This window comes from Paenibacillus sp. FSL P2-0089, assembly GCF_038595095.1.
Lineage (GTDB): Bacteria > Bacillota > Bacilli > Paenibacillales > Paenibacillaceae > Paenibacillus_AQ > Paenibacillus_AQ silagei.
The window spans coordinates 3,458,882-3,476,107 of the sequence record NZ_CP152006.1; the positions used below are offsets into that span (position 1 = coordinate 3,458,882).

11 protein-coding genes are annotated in these 17,226 nt (G+C 52.0%); 8 read left to right on the forward strand and 3 right to left on the reverse strand.

The window, feature by feature from the left end; translation table 11 throughout:
- Nucleotides 1-99 precede the first annotated feature (99 nt).
- The 8 genes from NST69_RS14330 to NST69_RS14365 all read left to right on the forward strand — a co-directional run bounded on the left by NST69_RS14330 (nucleotide 100) and on the right by NST69_RS14365 (nucleotide 13,835).
- On the forward strand, nucleotides 100-2,745 hold the full coding sequence (locus NST69_RS14330) for a glycoside hydrolase family 2 TIM barrel-domain containing protein (RefSeq protein WP_342549741.1): 2,646 nt from the start codon (nucleotides 100-102) through the stop codon (nucleotides 2,743-2,745).
- Nucleotides 2,738-4,840: a hypothetical protein gene (locus NST69_RS14335; protein ID WP_342549743.1), complete on the forward strand. Its 2,103-nt coding sequence runs from the start codon at nucleotides 2,738-2,740 to the stop codon at nucleotides 4,838-4,840. Before NST69_RS14330 ends, NST69_RS14335 begins: the two co-directional genes overlap by 8 nt.
- 91 nt (nucleotides 4,841-4,931) lie before the next feature.
- Nucleotides 4,932-5,864 (forward strand): sugar ABC transporter permease, encoded by a 933-nt coding sequence (locus NST69_RS14340; protein ID WP_081751282.1) that lies wholly within the window; start codon nucleotides 4,932-4,934, stop codon nucleotides 5,862-5,864.
- A 5-nt stretch (nucleotides 5,865-5,869) separates the two neighbouring features.
- Nucleotides 5,870-6,754, forward strand: coding sequence for a carbohydrate ABC transporter permease (locus NST69_RS14345; RefSeq protein ID WP_036728412.1), 885 nt, complete (start codon nucleotides 5,870-5,872; stop codon nucleotides 6,752-6,754).
- A gap of 139 nt (nucleotides 6,755-6,893) precedes the next feature.
- A complete protein-coding gene (locus tag NST69_RS14350; RefSeq protein WP_155991609.1) occupies nucleotides 6,894-8,321 on the forward strand; it encodes an extracellular solute-binding protein in 1,428 nt (475 codons plus the stop codon).
- Nucleotides 8,322-8,397: 76 nt separating this feature from the next.
- Entirely contained in the window at nucleotides 8,398-10,857 is a 2,460-nt protein-coding gene (locus tag NST69_RS14355) for a family 78 glycoside hydrolase catalytic domain (protein WP_342549747.1), read from the forward strand.
- Nucleotides 10,858-11,631: 774 nt separating this feature from the next.
- Nucleotides 11,632-12,627, forward strand: coding sequence for a hypothetical protein (locus NST69_RS14360; protein WP_339256710.1), 996 nt, complete (start codon nucleotides 11,632-11,634; stop codon nucleotides 12,625-12,627).
- Nucleotides 12,628-12,899: 272 nt separating this feature from the next.
- Nucleotides 12,900-13,835: a hypothetical protein gene (locus NST69_RS14365; protein WP_209870697.1), complete on the forward strand. Its 936-nt coding sequence runs from the start codon at nucleotides 12,900-12,902 to the stop codon at nucleotides 13,833-13,835.
- A 151-nt stretch (nucleotides 13,836-13,986) separates the two neighbouring features.
- Here the strand turns inward: NST69_RS14365 and NST69_RS14370 are convergent, their stop codons facing one another.
- The 3 genes from NST69_RS14370 to NST69_RS14380 are packed head-to-tail and all read right to left on the reverse strand — an operon-like array spanning nucleotide 13,987 to nucleotide 17,226.
- Complete coding sequence (locus NST69_RS14370) at nucleotides 13,987-14,226, reverse strand: class I SAM-dependent methyltransferase (protein WP_036726115.1); 240 nt, start codon at nucleotides 14,224-14,226, stop codon at nucleotides 13,987-13,989.
- Entirely contained in the window at nucleotides 14,223-15,962 is a 1,740-nt protein-coding gene (locus tag NST69_RS14375) for a sensor histidine kinase (protein WP_342549752.1), read from the reverse strand. Before NST69_RS14375 ends, NST69_RS14370 begins: the two co-directional genes overlap by 4 nt.
- A 19-nt stretch (nucleotides 15,963-15,981) precedes the next feature.
- A complete protein-coding gene (locus NST69_RS14380) occupies nucleotides 15,982-17,226 on the reverse strand; it encodes a response regulator (RefSeq protein ID WP_036726116.1) in 1,245 nt (414 codons plus the stop codon).

A 17,226-nucleotide genomic window follows, 5' to 3' on the forward strand; every position in this document is an offset into this window, starting at 1 on the left:
GGTATTGTAGATTGTAAGCGCATTAACGGGATGGCGCCAGAGCCGCTCTTGGTTAGTGGCAGCGCCAAATTACCAGGGTCTGGGGGAACGGAAGAAGCGATGAGAGAAATTCTGTTGAACGAATTGAACTGGGAAGTCAAAGGATATTGGCCTTGGGTGCCGCTGAAGGGTACAAGCATGGAGCTTGGCCAGGAATTAATGGGGGTGACCGACTGGATGCCGGCAACGGTGCCGGGGGGAGTTCATTACGATCTCTACAGACAGGGCTGGATTGCCAATCCCTATGAGGACTTGAACAGCTTGAGCTGCGAATGGGTAGAGAATCGCTGGTGGGTGTACCGTATGACCTTGAAACGACCGGAGTTGAAGGGGTCCCGAGTTGAGCTGGTCTTTCTGGGGCTTGATTATGAAGCAGCGGTATACGCTGATCATATCCTGCTTGGGGAGCATAAAGGAATGTTTGATCCGGCTGTGTACGATGTTACAGAGCTGCTATCCGTTAGGGAGAAGCTTGAGATCTCCGTGCTTCTGAAGCAGGCGCCCGATGAAATGGGGCAAATCGGCAAAACCTCGGCCACCTTCACACAGAAGAGCCGTTTCAATTATAAGTGGGATTTCTCTACCCGGCTGGTTAACGTTGGAATCTGGGATGATGTGCTGCTAAGGATACATGAGGATTACTCGTGGGGCGAAATGTCCATCACAACCCATACTAATTTTGAAGAGGACGGCAGCCGTCAGGTGACTGGCAGTATTGAAATACAGGCAGCCGTCCCGTCCACAGCTGGAGCAGAACCTGCCCGGATACTGACGGCGAATATTACCTGCTCTGATCCCGGAGGTAATCTGCTGTTGATGCAGACGCATTCCGTCTGTGCTGGAGCGGTGCTCAAGACCACACTTGATATCCTTGAACCTGAGCTATGGTATCCGAACGGTTACGGGGCGCAGCCGCTCTACTGTCTTGAACTGAAGCTGCTGGATGAAGACGGGAAGGAACTGGATACGCGGGTTATACGAACCGGAATCCGCAAGCTTGACTATATCCGCAATGTTGACAGTCCTGACAATGCGCTGCCCTATACAGTGGTCATCAACGGCCGCCGGATCTATATGAAAGGGGTGAATATGACCCCTCTGGACCATCTCTACGGAAATATAACAGTCGAACAGTATCAGCTTATGGTCCGTCTCATGAAGGCGGCTCATGTCAATCTTGTCCGGGTATGGGGCGGGGGGATCATTGAGAAGCAGGTCTTCTACGACCTATGCGATGCGAACGGCATTATGGTCTGGCAGGAATTCATCCAGTCGAGCTCGGGGATTGACAATATTCCTTCCAAGCAGCCGGAGTTCCTTGAGCTGCTGCACCAGTCCGCCCGCTCAGCACTCAAGGCGAAGCGTAATCATGTCGCCATGACGATATGGAGCGGCGGCAATGAATTAATGAGCGAGCCGAATAAGCCTTCGGACTTAAGCGATTCCAATCTGGCAATGCTGAAGGAACTCGTTGAGCAGTATGATCCGCAGCGGCTGTTCCTGCCAACCTCGGCTTCCGGTCCGGTGGAGTATATTAGCGAGACCAAGGGGCAGGGGCATGATGTACACGGTCACTGGAAGTACATGGGCAACCCGTATCATTATGAGCTATATGGCAGCAACGATAATCTGCTGCACAGTGAATTTGGGGTGGACGGTCTGAGTTCACTCAAGAGTCTGGAGAAATTCCTGGGCGCAGCGCACCGCCAGCCGGTCTCCATGGAGAACAGTGCAGTCTGGAGACATCACGGGGAGTGGTGGGATACGCTGAGCCGGGATGAAGAAATATTCGGCAGTCTGACAGACCTGGCACAATTCTCCGCCTGCAGCCAGTGGATTCAGGCGGAAGGAATCCGCTTCGTGCTGGAGGCCAACCGGCGGCGCAAGTTCCGGAACAGCGGAAGTATTGTCTGGCAGCTCAACGAACCCTGGCCGAACGTGTCCTGTACCAATGTGGTTGATTATTATGGTGAACCGAAGATGGCTTACCACTGGATGAAACAGGCCTTCCGTCCACTGCATGTATCACTGGACTACCGGAGTCTGCTGCTCACACCGGGTACCGGTTTCCAGGGAGATGTATACGTACATGGCTGGGAAGGGGAATCGTGTGAAGCTGATGCGGAGGTCCTGGATTCGGCGGGCCGGAGCCTGCACCGGCAGCATTTCATAACCCAAGGAGACAGAGACCGGGCAGTCTGCGCCGGGACCCTGAAGTTCACAGTACCTGAGCTGGAGGACCAGTTATATTTCGTCAGATTGTCCTTTATGAACCGTGAAGAAGAACCGCAGCAGAATGTATATGTATTCTCTACCGCCAGGGAGCATCTGTACGCACCAGCGTTAGCGCTTACAGGCGGCAATCTTCAGGTGCGCCAGGAGAATAGATGGCTGCCCGCTGTTACCGGAGAGCTGAGTCTGCAAGCCTGCTTCATGGTAGCTAATACAGGCAGTGAAGCGTTGCTGCATGTACATGCGGAAGAGAAGGGAAACCGCTACTGGATGGAAACAGACGAGCAGTTCCTGACCTTGTTCCCTGGTGAGGCAAGAATGGTGACGGTGACCTGCACGCCGAGACAGGCGGGAGGATTCCTGGCCGGGAAGAATCACAGCATCTCCGGGGACCTGCCGGTTATACAGTTCAAATCGTTCCTGGCTGTCCAGGGCACAAGCAAACCGGACGGGGGGCAGGAGAATCGTGAATAGACCATTATGTTATGTTCCAGGGCCATTCGTACCGCTAAGCCGGTATGTTCAAGCGGGCGGGCATGAGCCCGTTACCGTTCCGGTAAGCCGGGCAGTGGCGGACTATCTAAGACGGCATCGCTCTATTCTGAAGCTGGCCTGTCAGCGCAGCGGCGAGGTGACCTACCTTAATGCACGGTGGTCCACACTTTATGAAGATACCGTTGAAGCTGAAGCAGCAGCCCGGAACAGCAATACAGCGGAAGGCGTGTTCGTACTTGTCAGCCCGCTGCTTACCAATATGTTCCCGGTAGTATCGCACTGGGATAACGATTCAGCAGAGGGCGGAGGCAGGTTCCGCTATGGAGGAACAGACGGCATTGGAACGCTGCGCATGGACGAAGCGGGCGAGCAGGTTATTTCCGAGCATGTAAGGCTCTATAACAGCGACACCGACAGCCCTTATGTATATAACACGGAAGATTATGAGCTGTTTGGTGAGGGTGAATTGGAGCGAACACTGAGAACTCCGCAATTCGAGCACTACATCGGGGACCGTTACAGTCTCTATGCCGTCGATGATCTGGTCGCCGTATCCTTGAGTGACCGTATGCTCAAGACCTTCGGATATCCAGTGGTCTTCGTTAATGAATCCAGGGAGGAAGGGGCGCTAATAGGTGATGCACCTGTATTTCAGCTAATCAGCAACAGGCTGCTGAATTCGGAGAACCGGTATAGCCTGGCTTCCTATATTCTCCCGCCTTATTGGAATCCGGCGAACGCCAAGAGGTATCCGCTGTTGTTCAATGGTTATTATGACGCCAATGAGAACACCTTCAGTACTGTGGGACCTTCATTTCTGGAGATCATAGGCAAGACGCTGGCCGGTACGGGCCAAGGCGTGGTTGGCATTCTCTGGAACGGCGGAGGCTACATCGGAAGCCGCTCCCTGCAAGGCTCAATCTATGGTGGGATCGGGGCGGCAATTGCCAGCGCCCAGGACCGTTATGGCGGTGATGCAGACCAGGTAGTGGCTGTGGGAGGTTCGCGCGGCGGATTGACTGCACTGCTGGCCGGAGGCAACCCGCACCGGCTGCCTTACCGGGTACGTTACACACTGTGCTATGCACCGCCGCTCATCCTTAACGGACTTATCCGAGAGTATGCGGAAGGCGCCTGTCCGCTGATCTGGCATGTAGCAGAGGTGGACACCGGTTACCGTGATATTTGGAAGCAAAATTGGCGGCATCCGGTGACAGGAAGTACCGCAATTGAGACTCTTCTGTGGACACTTACAGGTGAAAGTGACTCCGGCCTTCTGAAGGAAACTGCCGGACTCGAATCCGGGTTCTTCCTGCAAGGGCTGAAGGCGAGCGGTACGAAGCTGCTGATCAATCACGGTACACATGATGCCTTCACTCTCAGCCGGTTCAGCTTTGCTTTTGCCGCATTGGTCCGAAGCTATGGCATTCCGCTGCGTCATGAGATCGGCTACCGCTTCGGCCATAACAACTGTACGGATCTCTACGAGCAGGCGGCCCTATGCCTGAAGGCTTTGCTGCAGGATCAGGAGCTTGACTTCACAGGAACGGTGCATTACCGCAGACGCAGTCCGGCTGCAGGAGAATGGGAACAGGCTGAACGGTTTAGCCCGGCCCGTCAGCCGGTTTTTCTGGAGGCGCCGAAGATTATACCCGCAGGCAGTCCGGTAGCTTGGACACTGTATGGAGAGCAAGGCATGGAATACCGGCTGGAGCTGGAGAGCCTGGATCAGCAGGCATGGGAACAGAACAAGCAGGTGATCCGTAACAAGCGCATCACGCTTGCGACCGGGAGATTGCCGGACAAGCGCCATCCCCTTGAAGTCTGCTCGTGGCAGGAGGGGATAAGCCCATCCACTGACGCGTTAAGTGCAGGTTATTATCTGTATGGGCTGTCCTACAGGCTGAGAGGTGAATTGGACTGGACTGAGGTCTCACCTTCCCGGGTGCCGCAGCCTGGTGTAGAGCCGCAGTCGGTTCTCCGCATTCTGGAGGAGCAGCCCAATCCGGCAAGCGAGGCCTTCCGCGCGGAAGCGGCTGTGCTGTGCATCAGCTCCGGGCTGTCTGAAGCCTGAGCAGGAAGCTTAACCGGTACAGAAGGTATACCAACTATACAACGCCTGACCGGAGTGAATTACGGTTCCGGGAGGAAGGAAGGACAGGAGCATGATTGGAAGAATCAATGAAGCAAAGCCTTTTATCGCAAAGAAAAAGAACGGGAATCCTCTGCGGCGACTGCTCAGAGATTGGTCCTCCTGGATATTAATAGTGCCAACGGTGTTAGTCTTTTTCTTTTTTTCCTGGCAACCTCTCGTCAAGGGGATTGTGCTCTCTTTCTTCAACACCGAGGGTTATAATGCTGTAAGCTTTGCCGGATTGCAGAACTACAAGGATGTTATTCAGAATTCGGCATTTCAGCAGACACTGGTCAATTCATTTATGTATGTGATCTGGTCGCTGCTGATCGGCTTTGCCGTCCCGATTGTAGTCGCTGTTGTAATTAATGAACTCAGACACGGGAAGTCCTTTTTCCGCTTCTCCGTCTTTTTTCCCAGTATGGTTCCCGGTATTGCGGCTTCCATGTTATGGATGTTCCTGTTTGAGCCCGGGCAGGGCGGTTTGCTGAACAGTATGCTGAGTGCCTTGGGCTTCCCGGTACAGCAATGGCTCCAGGACCCGAAGATGACCATAATGCTGATCATATTCACCATCACCTGGCGGAACTTCGGAGGGACGGTGCTGCTCTATCTGGCAAGCCTTCAGAGTATCAATCATGATCTGTATGAAGCAGCTTCGATCGACGGTGCCAATGTATGGCGGCGCTTCAGAAGCATTACCCTTCCGCAAATTTCCAGCATGATCGGACTGATGATGATTCTGCAGATCAGCGGGGTATTTCAGATCTTCAATGAACCGCTGGTCATGACCGAGGGCGGACCGAATAATGCTTCCATGACGCTGATGCTGCAAAGCTATTATTATGCATTCCGCAGTTTCGAGGCAGGCCATTCCATGGCGCTGGGGGTTATTACTTTTCTTGTCCTGATGGTGCTTACCGTTATTTATTTCAGGCTGGATAAGAAATTGAACAGGGAGTAGAAGCCATGAAAACCAATGAAGCTTACGGCATTATCGGCAATATTGAATACAGATCACCCTGGGTGCGCCTGTTGTACTGGAGCTTGTTCCTTCTGATGATTGCGCTCGCCGCCGTCTGTATCCTGCCTCCAGTCTGGATCATGGTCTCAAGCCTTAAGGACATTAAGGAGTTCTATGCGATTCCGCCTACCTTAATCCCCCGCACCTTCAATCTCAGCAAGCTGTGGGAGACCTGGCAGGAGTTCAATTTCCTCAGTTACTATCTGAATACAGCTTACCTGGCTGCCGGTTCTGTGCTGTTCTGTCTCACCTTTAACGGGCTGGCCGGATATTTCTTCTCCAAGCTGAAGCCGCGCGGGAGCGCGCTGCTGTTCGTGCTGATTGTATGGACGATGATGGTTCCGAATACGGTGGGCATGGTGCCGCTGTTCAAGAACCTGATTGATTTCCCGCTGCTGCATGTGAATCTAACTAATACCTTCTGGCCGATGTGGTTTATGGCTGCCGTGAATCCGGTGGTGATACTGATCTTCAAGAACTTTTTCGACTCCATTCCCCAGGCGCTGCTGGAAGCGGCCAAGATCGACGGGGCGAGCACTATCGGCATCTTCATCCGGGTGATTCTTCCGCTCAGCGGCCCGGTTATGGCCACGATTACGATTCTTACGATGAATAGTGTATGGCAGGATTTCTTCTGGCCTTTCATGGTATTGAAGGATAAATCGACCTGGTCGGTCATTGTGGCTATCTATAATTTGAAAGCAACATTACCGCAGGACATTCAGTTTATTGCCCTGACGTTCGCCATCCTGCCGCCGATTGTGCTGTTTATTTTTTTCCAAAGGTACATCATGAACGGGCAAGCCTTCGGCGGCAGCATTAAAGGGTAATGTCACCCGATCACAAACCATTTCACAGTTTTGCCCCGTAGGGCGCTCTAAAGGACGCATGGTAAGATGATCTCAGCATTAAAGAAAGCGCTTTACAAAAAGCAAAATTGCTATAAGAATAATTATAGGGGGAATTACTTTGAGAATGGCACACCACAAGAAAATAACCGCAACCCTGGCGCTCACCCTGCTTACGGCCGCCGGACTGGCCGGCTGCGGCGGCTCCAATGAAGGACAAACAGGCGGGAGCGGAAATGCAGCAGCCGGCAAACAGGTAACGATTAAGGTCAGCAACTGGCCGAAGCCGAATGAGGAAGCCAAGATCGCCCAGTATGAACAGCTCATGGCGAAGATGAAAACCAATTATCCGAACATTACGGTGGACAAGGATGAATGGGGCTATGACGTCAGCTCATTCCTGCCCAAAGCGGCGAGCGGCCAGCTTCCAACGGTATACGAGACCTTTTTCACCGAAACAAGCAAAATCATCAAGGCTAATTACGCAGCGGATATCACGGACACGATGAAGAAGTATGGATATGACAAGGCCATTAACCCGGATCTTCTGAAAATGGTGACCAAGGACGGCAAGTATTACGGGATTCCGAAGGACGGTTATGTCATCGGCATGCTCTACAATGTGAATCTCTTCAAGGAAGCGGGCCTTCTAGATGACAAGGGGATTCCGAAGTTCCCCAAGACGTATGAGGAGCTGGCGGAAACGGCGCAGATCATCAAGCAAAAGACCGGCAAAGCCGGAATGTTCCTGCCGACGAAGAGCGGCCAGGGCGGCTGGATGTTCATGAACATTGCCTGGGCCTACGGTGCGGAATTCGAGAAGCAGGTTGACGGCAAATGGCAGGCGGTATTCAATTCTCCTGAGGCTGCCGCGGCGCTGCAATATGTGAAGGATCTGAAGTGGAAATACAATGTGCTGCCAGATAACAATCTGGTGGATGTCACCAATGACATGTTCCGTATGCTGGGAACCGATCAGGTTGCCATGAGCTTCGGCACCAACGACTGGCCTCCGGTCATCCAGCAGCAGACCAAGATGTCCAAGGACAATATTGCCATGTCAGCACTTCCTGTAGGTCCGATCGGAGAACCTGTTACCCTGCTGGGGGGCGGCCTGTATATGTTCTCGCCGAATGTAACCCCGGAGCAGATTGATGCCGGCTTCAAATGGCTGAAGACCTATGGATTCACACCCGAATCCTCAGAGGAGGCTCTGACCGGCTGGGATATCGAGAAGAAGACACTCAGCGATCAGGGGCTGATCATCGGCCCTTACGGGCTGCGGATCTGGACCGATGAGAAGCGTATTGGGGAGGAACAGAAAATTCTCGACAAATACAACAACGTGAATCTGGACATGTTCCGTGATTATATGGACAACGGCAGTAAGGGGATGCGGGCGGAGGAGCCCATCAATGCCCAGGAATTGTATCAGAAGCTGGATGTCGTGCTGCAATCCGTGCTAACCGACAAGAATGCAGATCCGCAGAAGATCCTGGATAAGGCGGCGGAAGAATTCCAGCGGGATTATCTCGATAAAGTCAAATAAAATGCAGTCAAACACCGCCGTCCTTCTGAAGGGCGGCGATGCCGTTTATATGAAGGTGAAGGGAGATGCGGATAACATGGCGGCAAAAGAATGGGGAGACTGGAGCGCCCGCTGGATCTGGTTGCAGGAAGAGCAAGGAGCTATGGACAAGGATGCGCGGCATGAGCGGGTATATTTCCGCAGAGTGTTTGAGCTGCCAGCCGGTACAGGGACGGCGTACAGTTTGAATATGGCGATTACCGGAGACAGCCGCTACAGGTTGTTCGTCAATGGCCAGCGCCAATGGGCGGGGCCTTGCAAGGGGCATGAACATGTACAATATTATGACGAATTCAGCCTGGAGGGCATCCTGCAGCCGGGGATCAATGTAATTGCTGTTACAGTGGTTCATTATGCCGGGACCGCTCCCTTTGAAATGGGGGAAGACGGTCCTTTATCCGTATGGCGTTCGGAGCAAGGCGGTTTGCTAGTAGAAGCGGAGATTACAGCGGACGGGCAGCTTGTGCAGGAACTGCCTACGGATACTTCCTGGAAAGCTATCCGGGATCTCAGCTACCGGCTCCGCCCGTTTCCGATGATGCGCTGGATGGGCGGATTGGAAGAGGCCGCCGGGGACACGGCACTCCGGGACTGGACGCTGCCGGAATATGATGACAGTGCCTGGAGTGCTGCCCGGATAGTACAGCCGGTAAGGGATGACTACGGTCAACTGACCCCCTGGCAGCTGGCCCGGCGTCCGGTTCCGCTGCTGTATGAGCAGGAACAATGCTTCTGGAAGCTGATGCGCAGCAGCTGCGGGGAGGGAAAGGCCCTCTTCACGGCCGGGCATCGTCTGGAGCTGCGCGATGGAGCCAGCAGCACTGTCCCTTCTATTGCAGGGCCTGCTGCTGAAGGTGTACTTGTCCAGGCGGGACAGCAGCTCTGGCTGGAGCTGGATGCAGGCGAGCTGACCACAGGTTATCTGCAGCTTAAGCTCCAGGGCGGAGGAGGCAGTCTCATTACACTCCAATACGCAGAATGCTATGAAGAAGAGACAGGGGATGAGGAAGTCCGCCGCAAAGCCGTCCGTGATGATATGAGGGAGCAGGTATTGCGGGGCGGTTACGACAGCTATCAGCCAGCCGGTTACGGTACAGAAGACCAGCCTGAAGTATATGAGCCTTTCTGGTTCCGTACCTTCCGTTACGTGCGGCTGGAGGTTCATGCCGGACATGAACCGCTGAGGATAACCGGAATCAACTACAGGGAGACCGGATATCCGCTCCAGCTGCAAGGGAGCTTTCACTGCTCGGATGAACGGTATAACCGTCTCTGGGAGCTGAGTGTACGGACGCTCAGCCGCTGTATGCACGAGACCTATGAGGACACTCCCTATTATGAACAGCTGCAATACACAATGGATACCAGGCTGATGATGGAATTTACGTACCTGCTGTCAGGAGACGACAGGCTGGCCCTCAGGGCCATGGAGGACTACAGAGCTTCGCAGCTGCCAAACGGGATGCTGCAAAGCCGCTATCCCTCAGTGCTGCCGCAGGTCATTCCATCCTTCTCCTTGTACTGGATCGGAATGATTCATGACCACTACAGGGTCTTCAGGGATCTGACGCTGGTGAAGCATTACCGGACGGCTATGCTGTCCGTGCTGGACTGGTTCGATCAGCGCTTGACGCCGGAAGGACTGGTTGACCGGACTCCGCGCCAGTACTGGAATTATTACGACTGGGTAGAAGAATGGCCGCTTGGCGCTCCGGATTGCACGAATGAGGCACCTGCCACTCTGATGAGTCTAATGTATGCTTTTGCACTGGGACAAGCGGCCCAGCTGCTGGAAGCGAGCGGCTGGACACAGATTGCCGCAGAACTGCGCCAGCGCAAGGCTGCAGTCAACGCTGCGGTATTGGATAACTGCCGCCAAGCGGACGGTCCGCTCTTCCGCGACAGCCCGGAGGCAGGACCAGAGGTACAGCTCAGCCAGCACACGCAGGTCTGGGCAGTGCTTGCCGGTACTGTGTCTGCTGCGGAGGGAGAGGCTCTGCTGCAAACGGTATTGACCGATACGTCAATGGCTAAGCTCTCGCTGCCGATGAGTTATTATCTGTTCCGCGCGCTGGAGCTTAGCGGAATGTATGACCGGTCTTACGGGCTATGGGTACGCTGGATGAAGCAGCTGGAGCTGGGGCTGACCACACTTCCCGAGATCGACTCTGCGGATACCAGAAGCGACTGCCATGCCTGGAGCGCACTGCCGATTACTGAATTCACCAGAGGGATATTGGGGGTCCGGCAGGACATAGATGGCATTATTTTGCAGCCTCATTGCGGAGAGCTACAATACGCCAGCGGAGCCGTAAGCACAGAACAGGGCCTTATCACCGTGAGCTGGGAGATTACTACAGAGGAAGGCGTCGAAGTGTTCCGCTTGGAAGCCGTCTGGACACCCGGCTCAGCCATTACTGTTATTCTGCCGAATGGAGAGGTTCAGAAGAGTGACACAGGCCGGATAGAGATCGACATTAGGGGCTTTAACTGCTAGTATAGCATCAGACTTTATACGGTAAATTGAATCAGTAAGCTCGAACCACCTACTATTGTGTTCCGTTTTCCGATTACATTCGGCTTACGCGGCGCTCCCAGTCCAATTGTGATCGGTTTTTCGATTACATTTGGCCTACGCAGCGCTCCCAGTCCAATTGTGATCGGTTTTTCGATTACATTTGGCCTACGCAGCGCTCCCAGTCCAATTGTGATCGGTTTTTCGATTACATTCGGCTTACGCGGTGCACCCAGTCCAATTGTGATCGGTTTTTCGATTACATTCGGCTTACGCGGTGCACCCAGTCCAATTGTGATCGGTTTTTCGATTACATTCGGCTTACGCGGTGCACCCAGTCCAATTGTGATCGGTTTTTCTTCGCTCCAGCATAATGAGCACGATTTTTCGCATACATCTGGCTCAATGACTTCACTCTTATAGTCCTTCAGGCCTCATCGCGCCCACTCTACCTTTTTAAATCTGACTCTGCATTAGTATATGGTCAGATTTAAACTAGTGGCAGGCTTAATTGTACTTCGTACAACTAGAACGCCTGATTTCAAACCAATTATTCGTTTAGATGTATTTCGTACATTTAAATTATCACTGTACCTTGATTCTCACACCTTCGGGCTGATTTAGTTGCACAGACTACAGGTATACGCTGCTCTTATGCCTTATGGCTGGTTTTAATTGTACATTCTACAGCTATCGTTGAATTGGGTCTTATTTCAGCTTGATTTACTCTAACACCGGAAGGGGATGGGAAGCCCTATGTTCAGATCGTTCGGCCGCAACATCCGCCTGGTCCTGGTGTTGTTCATTACGGTCTATATCTCTGCTTCAAGCTTCATTCTGTACCGCAATATGGAGCACAGGAGCATGGATATGCTCAGGCAGCTGTCTGTCCAGTACACCGGCCAGCAGCATAAGAATACACTGCTGTTCATGAACTGGCTGGAAGAGACCTCCAAGCTGATTTCCAATAATCAGGTGGTGCAGCAAGCGCTGAAGAAACCAGCGTATGACGGGGCAATTTCCCCGATACTGGAAGGTATACGTTCTTCCAGCAGTGATATACTCGGCATTTACATTTGGGGTGAAGCAGGCGTGGCTTATTCTTCCAGCAATGTGTCGGGACTGCTCCCGTTCACCGAGATTAAGAAGGACCCGGGAATGCAGCAATTCCTGGGAGATCGTGAGCAGACCTTACGCTGGACAGTCCTGAACCGCGAACAACTGATGAATGCGCCTACAGATCTGCGTGACCGTCTGCTGCTTGAAGTGAAAATTCAGGAAGCGGGAGGACGGGTCCTCGGTCTGCTCTCCCTTGAAGTGGAGATTGGCAAGCTGTACAGCTTCTACCTGTCAGACAAGAATTCGATCTACGGGGAGAATGAGGTCTACCTGCTGAAGGAAGACGGGAAGCTGCTGATGGCAGCGGACATGCCTCCGGTGCGCCTTCAGGAAATCGGAGCAGCGCTGGCCACACCGGGAAAGAGCAGCCTGAACGAAACGGACTTCATGGTGCGCGAAACAGCCGGTGGCCTAATTCTGCTCTACCCGCTGCCCGATTCGGCTGATCAGATTGTCACCTATATCTCTGCGGACGGCATGAAGGCAGAGCTCCAGGCGTTCAAATATATAATGCTGGCATTGAACATCGCAGTATTCATATTGTTCTGGCTGCTGATCTCTATGCTGAGCAGCAGTATTGTGAATCCGTTGAACCAGCTGTACCTGAAGATCAATTCAACGATGAAGGAGTAGGCGACACAAAAGAAATCCAGCTTCGATCCAAGCACATGCATTACGGCGAACCGTATCGCAAGTAGGGGTGAGTTTTTTGCTGACTTTTTCGTGCAGAAATTGCAAGGTATTCATTTTTTATTTCCGATAAAATAACCTTGAAGGGAGGGAATACGATGGATTGGTTGGACTAGGATGAATAAGCTTTTTGCGTTTTTTCATCTTCCTCCATGTTTTCACGCGGTAAATGAAATGTAATTATTGTCTGCCAATTGAGGAAGGAGGATAAATTCATGTTTACCTATATAGGAAATGGTGCGTATTGTTATTCCAATTCCACTTCCATGCTTCTTGACACTGTCGGGGAAAGAATACCCGCGGAATCTATTGAAGTCTTGTCTGGCGTTGGACTTGGAGCGCTCTGGTTCAAAGAGGACAACATGGTATTCTTTTCGAACGGAGTTCCACATATCGGAGTAAGCAAGGCACTGGATATACTGGGATTCACCATTACCGAACATTCAAGCATAGATAGTTCAAATATTGAAGGAATACTTACAACTGCAATCAAACAACATCCAGTATTGCTAGGACCGTTGGATATGGGTTATTTAAGATATATGCCTAATCATAGTTATCTACATGGCTGCGATCATTATGTGCTGGCTTTTGGGATAGAGAATGGAGTGGTTAGACTCCATGACCCTGCAGGATATCCTTATGCAATGCTTCCAATGGAAGACTTGATAAAAGCAAGTAAAACAAGTCATCTTCAATACCGATTGTATCCACATGATATGACCTATCATTACTGGTGTGCCCCCAAACGAGTTAAGCACCCGAGTCATCAGGAAATATGCGTTGAGGCTATCCGGTATTTCAGACAAGTTTATAACGATATAGAAAAACAATACTCGGAACGTAACTGGTTAATAGGAAGTGATGCCATAGCAGAGTTAAAGAGATATATTCTGGGTGGCGATATTAACCCTAGTTTGCTGGGTCATTTGACACATTTTGCGTTTCAGGTAGGGGCAAGACGTGCATTGAACTTTAGCGAATTCTTCCGAGGTGAGTATGGTGGTTTAGCCGAAATTAAGCTGTTGCAGTCAGAAGTGTATGGCAGGTGCCACTCGCTGGCGGTAAACAGTGATTGGCTTATGATAGGTGAAGCTTTAAGTCATTTAGCAGAGCTAGAAATTAAGTTTCAAGAAGCTATATTCACCTAAAACCAGAGGCATTTAAATTTTGAGAATCATGACGATCTACAAAGATAGTTGGAAAATATCTTTAAAAAAAGAGCCATCCTTTGCGGGATGGCTCTTAAACCTTGCCCCTTCAGCTATCGTGGTGAACCTTAACGCTGGGCAAGGTTCCCCCCTACCGAATAGGTACTGCTAAAACAACATGCAACAATTGATTCACTTTAAGGTGTTTCGTGATGCAGCCGCTATCCTCTAATAAATCAATGAGCTTGGGGAATTGGATATAATTCTCCTGAATAGCGAGCAGCATTTGGTCACTCGTCAGATGATGCAGGGCAAAACTCGAAACAATAAAATCAAATTTCCCGTCAAGGTACGGCAATGCCAGGAAATTGCCGCACTGCCCTGATATCATTTAGACAATTCCTTCTTCAAGCGGATGGTCACGGTGGTGCCTTGCCCGGGAGTGCTGGAGATGCTGAGTCCGTATTGGGGACCATATTCCAGCTTAATCCGTTCGTCCACATTACGCAGACCGTATCCGCTCTGAAACAGCACATCCTCTTTGGCCTGGCTGAGTGTGGCCCCATTTGCGAATCCGACGCCGTCATCGGTCACCGTGAACCGGATCTCTTCCCCCAGGAGCTCGCCCTTAATCCAGATCCGGCCTGCGCCGCGCTTCTCGCTGATGCCATGTTTTATCGCATTCTCGGCAATAGGCTGGAGAATCAGCTTCAATATGCGGACGCCTTGCAGAGATTCATCCATCTCATATTCAACTCCGAACTTATCCGGGAACCGCATTTGTTCGACCGTCACGAAGCTCTGCACCAGACGGATTTCCTCTTCGACCGTGACGAACTTGTCCCCTTTATGCAGGCTGATCCGAAAAAAGGTGGCCAGGGAGGAAATCAGCCGTTCAATGTCCGGCTGCTTTTTCAGCCGGGCAATCCAGGCAATCGCATCCAAGGTATTGTATAGAAAATGAGGATTAATCTGCGATTGAAGCGCAGTTAGTTCGGCCTTGCGCTGCTTTTCCTTCTCCTCATCCTTCTCCAGCATCAATTGGCTGATCCGCTCCACCATTTGGTAATAGCTGTTCTCCAGTTGGCTAATCTCATCAACTTGTCCCCGCGGGTCATAGACAGCAGCCAGATCTTTTTTGCCAAAGAGCCCCAGCTTCTTCTTCAAATTCAGCAGCGGGCGGGTAATCTGCGCTGCCAGATAGAAGGACAGCAGTAGCAGTACAATGAAGGTTACACTGGCGAACAGGAGCGCATTGCGGTTGCCCTTGACGATTCCCGCGAACAGCTTGTGGCTGGAGATCACGCTGGTGAATTCCCAGCTGACCCCAAGGCTCGCCAGCCGGGGATTCAGCGGATAGGTCGCAATGATATAAGTGTTGCCATTCTCCGACCAGGTGCGGTAGCCTTCTTCCTTACCCGGACGAATCGGGGCGCTCTCCTCCAGATAATTGCCCAGCAGCCGTTTGTCCGGATGGGAAACAATCCGGTTGCCGGACGTCAGGAAGGAGTAGCCGATGCCTGTGAAGCTGGAGGAATACAGCGCCGCCAAGGCCGACTCTCTGACATAAATAATCACGACACCGATATTCTGCCCCGTATTGAAGTTGCGGAACTGCTGTCCGAAGGGAATGTAGGCATTGCCTTCGCCATCGCGTTTGATCTCACCGACCACAGGCATACTGCTCTCCTGAATACGCTTGATGAACAGGGCCTCAGGTACCTCCAGCATCTGCTGCTTGGTCTGGTAAGAATAGAGCACATTGTCATTGGTATGGATGATAACATTGCCTGCCAGGTCATTATCGGCCAGCATATCGTCAATAATGGTTCCAATCCGCAATTCCTTGTCTGCCGCCGGGAGGTGGTCATTATTGATGATCTGATAGATATCACTGTTCACCAGAAACCGCAGGAACAGCATCTGGATGTCATCGGCCATCAGCTCCACGCTCAGTCCAATCTGGCGCTGCGTCTGAACGACATGGCGGTACAAGTCTTTTTGCAGATAGGTATAGGAGTAGAAATTGAAAATAACCAGCATCAGCACCAGATGCAGAGACAAGCCCGCTAACAGAATAATCACAATCCGGCCATTGATCTTGAACCGCCGCAGCCGGGAATTCATCCATTTCTCCAAATTCGGCTTAACCATAGGTTTTCGCATATTCACTTGGCGGGATACCGGTCATTTTTTTGAAGATCTGGCTGAAATACTTGGAATCGGTAAAGCCGACCTGATTGCCCACCTCATAGACCCGGTACATCGGATTACGCAGCATACGCTTGGCTTCCTCGATGCGGTATTCCGTCAGACATTCGTAGAAGGTCTTATTCAGATCCTTGCGGAACAGATGCATCAGATGGGTCGGACTCACAAATACCGCCGAAGCGACCCGTTCAACGGTAATATTCCCGGCATAATGCTCCCGGATAAAAGCGAGCGCTTCCCTGATTTCACGCCGGCAGCGCATTCCGGCCTCTTCCTCGGCATACAGCACGCGTTCAACACCAGTTAAGGCCCGCTGTGCGGCAAGTACAGCCTGCCGGTACGAGTCTGCGATTCTGTGCCAATCTCCTTCAGGCTTGCCAATACCTATACAGAGCGGCTGCCCGAAGTGCTGCTGGCTCCATTCGGACAGCTGTTTGCCCAAGCTGCGGGCAGCATCACCGGCAGTGTTGATATCTCTGGTTCTGAGTACCATAACCCACTCCAGATGGCTGTCCCGGAAGAGGCAAAGCTGCTCCAAAGAATGCGCTTCCACGAAGTCCGCTGCGGCATCCTCCAGTGCTCCCGTTGCCTCGGCCGTCCGCTCCATGCCATTGTCGGGAGGGAAGGCGAGAGATAGAGGCATGACAGCCTCTCCAGGTGCGAGCTCAAGGTTCAATAGCTTCAGCTTACCGGCTACAAATGCCTCATCCTGCAATTGGCCGTGCAGCAGATCCTGCCAGAATTGCTTGGAGATCGAAGCGATTTCCCCGTTCAGCTGGGAATACCGCTTGGAATGCAGCTTCTTCTCCAGAATTTCTGTGCCGACACAGCGTACCGTATCTGCGAGTTCTTCTATATTAATGGGCTTCAGCAAATAAGTGGAAGCTCCATAACGGAGAGCTGCCTGCGCATATTGAAATTCATCATAGCCGCTAAGGACGACAATGCCCACCAGCATGTCCTGTTCGCGGATTTGCTCTATAAGCTCCAGACCATTCATGAACGGCATGCGGATATCCGTAATAATCACATCCGGGCGGTGCTGGAGGGCGAGCTCCAGGCCTTCTTCGCCATTGCTGGCTTCTCCAATGATCTCAACGCCGTATTCTGCCCAATCTATAGTTTGTGTGATGCCCATACGTACCAGGTATTCGTCATCGACTACAAGCGCTTTCAACAT

Coding starts and splice junctions, on each gene's coding strand:
- NST69_RS14330 (WP_342549741.1), top strand. CDS start 100: ATGAGAGAAATTCTGTTGAACGAATTGAACTGGGAAGTCAAAGGATAT.
- NST69_RS14340 (WP_081751282.1), top strand. CDS start 4,932: ATGATTGGAAGAATCAATGAAGCAAAGCCTTTTATCGCAAAGAAAAAG.
- NST69_RS14345 (WP_036728412.1), top strand. CDS start 5,870: ATGAAAACCAATGAAGCTTACGGCATTATCGGCAATATTGAATACAGA.
- NST69_RS14355 (WP_342549747.1), top strand. CDS start 8,398: ATGGCGGCAAAAGAATGGGGAGACTGGAGCGCCCGCTGGATCTGGTTG.
- NST69_RS14360 (WP_339256710.1), top strand. CDS start 11,632: ATGTTCAGATCGTTCGGCCGCAACATCCGCCTGGTCCTGGTGTTGTTC.
- NST69_RS14365 (WP_209870697.1), top strand. CDS start 12,900: ATGTTTACCTATATAGGAAATGGTGCGTATTGTTATTCCAATTCCACT.
- NST69_RS14370 (WP_036726115.1), bottom strand. CDS start 14,226: ATGATATCAGGGCAGTGCGGCAATTTCCTGGCATTGCCGTACCTTGAC.
- NST69_RS14375 (WP_342549752.1), bottom strand. CDS start 15,962: ATGAATTCCCGGCTGCGGCGGTTCAAGATCAATGGCCGGATTGTGATT.
- NST69_RS14380 (WP_036726116.1), bottom strand. CDS start 17,226: ATGTTGAAAGCGCTTGTAGTCGATGACGAATACCTGGTACGTATGGGC.